The following is a 3,171-nucleotide window of genomic DNA, read 5'->3' as shown; positions in this document are numbered from 1 at the left end:
ATTTATATCAGTACTTAATCCACAAGAGCATCAACAAAACTTTCAGAATCAAATTCTCTTAAATCTTCAACCTTTTCTCCGATACCAATATATCTTACAGGAACCTTAAACTGATCAGAGAGTGCAAAAATAATTCCACCCTTTGCAGTACCATCTAGTTTTGTTAAAGTTATTCCTGTTACATTTACTGCCTGAGAGAATATCTTCATCTGTGAAATAGCATTCTGTCCGGTTGTAGAATCTAAAACTAACATCACCTCATTTGGAACTGATTCTGAGTGTTTTTTCATTACTCTGGTAATTTTCTTAAGTTCTTCCATTAGGTTATCTTTATTCTGCAAACGTCCTGCTGTATCGCATATCAGAACGTCTGTTTTATGAGCAATTGCTGAACTTAAGGCATCGTAAATAACAGAAGCACTGTCTGAACCTGTAGGCTGAGAAACAACAGGAATATCGCATCTATCACCCCAGGTTTTCAACTGTTCTACAGCAGCTGCTCTGAAGGTATCACCAGCAGCTAGCATTACCTTTAACCCCTGTGCTTTGAATTTACTTGCAAGTTTTCCTATAGTTGTTGTTTTACCTGCACCATTAACACCTACCATCAGTATTACATATGGCATCTGAGTATTCTTTTCTATCTTTAATGGTTCAGCACAGTCCCTGAGGATCTCATTTAAGATAATCTTTAGATTTTCCTTTAAAGCAGAAGCGTCATGAAGTTCTCTTAATTTTGATTCTTTCTTAAGTTTTTCTATAACCTTCTGTGTTGTTTCAACACCTAAATCAGCTGTTAATAAGGATGTTTCAAGATCATCATAAAGATCATCATCTATCTTTCTTCCCTTTACTAAAGCTGATAATCCATAAGATAGGTTCTCTCTTGTTTTTCTAAGCTTTTCAAAGAAAGATATCTTATTCTTCTTTTTTTCTTCTGAAGAATTGTTTTTATCCTCTGAAATATCAACTTTTACTTCGTCTGATTTTTGTTCAGGTTCTACTGAATTTTCTAAAGCTGATTTATTATCGTTTTCTTTATCTGCTTTGTTGTCTGCTTCGTTTACTGATTCATTTGATAAAACTACATTTTTATCTTCAGTAATTTCTTTTTTTATCTCGTTATTTTTTTTAGAAAAAATTGAAAAAAGTCCCATAAAATCCCCAACAGTTTTTTTTTACAATTATATTAAAAATCTTGTTTTATTGCACTTTCTAAAGGCTTTTGAATTCTCTCTTATTCATACATGCACAGTAAGAAAGATACTTTTAGCCAAAAAATTCTTTATATAAATTTCCTTTAATCTCAATTAGTTCAGAATAATAAAAAAATTTCATTCACTAAACACGCACTGATAAAGAATTTAAAAGCTCTTTTTGAAGCATTCGGCCTTTTTGATACTTTGCCTTGATATTAGAGCTTCTAATTTTGATAAAATTCAAAATGACTTTAACGTCATCGACGTTTATCTTTTTTCAACGCTTAAAGAATTACTATGAATAATCTTGATAAATCTGTAGAACCCCCTATTGAACTAAGTAAAGGAAAAATGCTGATTTTGGCTGTTCAGCACATGTTTGCCATGTTTGGTGCCACTATTTTAGTTCCTATCCTTGTTATGGGATTTTTTAAAAATGCTTGTGGAGAAGATCTTACTGAAGGTCTTACAGTTTCTGTTACTCTTTTCTGTGCTGGTGTAGGTACACTTATTTTCCATCTTTGCACAAAACTCCAGGTACCTGCTTTTCTAGGCTCATCATTTGCATTCCTTGGCGGATTTTATACCATTGCAAATTTCAATACCGGAATCTATGCAAATATGGATGTAAATGAAAAAGCAGCCTACGCTTGTGGTGGTGTAGTAGTTGCAGGTCTTGTTTACATTGCAATGGCCATTGTAATAAGAACTGTTGGCATAGCAAAGGTTATGAGATTTTTGCCACCTGTTGTAACAGGTCCTATGATTGTTTGTATCGGTTTGTCTCTTGCTCCTGTTGCAGTTGCTAACTCATCTGTCAACTGGCCTTTGGCTTTAGCTGCTATCCTTACAGTGATCGTTTTCAATATATGGGGACGTGGTATGCTAAAACTGATTCCTATTCTCATGGGTGTTGTTATTTTATATATAGCTGCTGTTTTCCTTGATTTTGCTGGTTTTACAAATACAGATGGCTCAGCAATCATTAATTATAATTCAATTGCTAATGCATCATGGATAGGCCTACCTCCTTTCAAAATGTGTAATTTTGATCTTACTGCTATATTGGTTATGGCTCCTATTGCAGCAGCTACAATGATGGAGCATATCGGTGATATGTCTGCTATATCTGCAACTGTTGGAAAGAACTTCATTGCAAATCCTGGTCTTAACAGAACTTTGCTTGGTGACGGCCTTGCGACATCTTTTGCAGGTTTAATAGGTGGTCCTGCTAATACAACTTATGGCGAAAACATAGGTGTTCTTGCAATGTCAAAAGTTTATGAACCAAAAGTTGTAAGACTTGCCGCTATTCTTGCTATTATTCTTTCTATAGTTCCAAAATTCTCAGCAATCATATCTACTATGCCTACAGCAATTATTGGAGGTATTTCATTTATCCTGTACGGTATGATTTCTGCAATTGGTGTAAGAAATATTGTTGAGAACAGCGTAGATTTATCAAAATCAAGAAACCTTATCATTGCAGCCGTAATATTTGTTTGCGGACTTGGTTTTAAGGAAGGTTTAACTTTCTCTGTATTCGGTACATCTGTAACTTTAACTTCACTGGCAATCGCTGCTCTTGCAGGTATATTCCTAAATGCAGTTCTACCAGGAAATAAATATATTTTTGATGAAAATATAGCAGGTAGTACAGCTAAAAAAGATTAAGAAAAAACAAACTAGATAATAGGTATAAAAATGGATTTTTCAAAACAAAAAAATATTACTATATTTTCTCATCCTCTTATAAAACACAAGATCTCTTTATTAAGAGATAAAGAAGCTTCTACAAATAAGTTTCGTACACTGATTGAAGAGATTGCAATGCTTGAAGCATATGAAGCTTTAAGCGATCTTCCTTTAAAAGAAGTTGATGTTGAAACACCAATTGAAAAATGTAAATCTCCTATGATTGATGGTCTAAAGCTGGCTATCATACCTGTTTTACGTGCAGGTCTTGGCATGG

At 33.9% G+C, this 3,171-nt stretch carries 3 protein-coding genes; 2 read left to right on the top strand and 1 reads right to left on the bottom strand.

The features are described from left to right. Positions 1-14 precede the first annotated feature (14 nt). On the bottom strand, positions 15-1,157 hold the full coding sequence (ftsY, locus tag ACJML3_RS03360) for a signal recognition particle-docking protein FtsY (protein ID WP_406020616.1): 1,143 nt from the start codon (positions 1,155-1,157) through the stop codon (positions 15-17). A 339-nt stretch (positions 1,158-1,496) separates the two neighbouring features. On the opposite strand from ftsY, the gene ACJML3_RS03355 reads away from it, so the two are divergent. Next, positions 1,497-2,873: a uracil-xanthine permease family protein gene (locus ACJML3_RS03355; RefSeq protein ID WP_406020614.1), complete on the top strand. Its 1,377-nt coding sequence runs from the start codon at positions 1,497-1,499 to the stop codon at positions 2,871-2,873. Positions 2,874-2,903: 30 nt separating this feature from the next. After that, the coding region (locus ACJML3_RS03350) for a uracil phosphoribosyltransferase (RefSeq protein WP_406020612.1) at positions 2,904-3,171 on the top strand (268 nt) is incomplete at its 3' end.

The organism is Succinivibrio sp. (assembly GCF_045124615.1).
Classification (GTDB): domain Bacteria; phylum Pseudomonadota; class Gammaproteobacteria; order Enterobacterales; family Succinivibrionaceae; genus Succinivibrio; species Succinivibrio faecicola.
The sequence above is the reverse complement of the archived record's forward strand: the minus strand, read 5'-3'. Positions and strand labels throughout refer to the sequence as shown.

Bases quoted from the DNA above. Each gene is read 5' to 3' on its own strand.
- ACJML3_RS03355 (WP_406020614.1), top strand. From the start codon at position 1,497: ATGAATAATCTTGATAAATCTGTAGAACCCCCTATTGAACTAAGTAAA.
- ftsY (WP_406020616.1), bottom strand. From the start codon at position 1,157: ATGGGACTTTTTTCAATTTTTTCTAAAAAAAATAACGAGATAAAAAAA.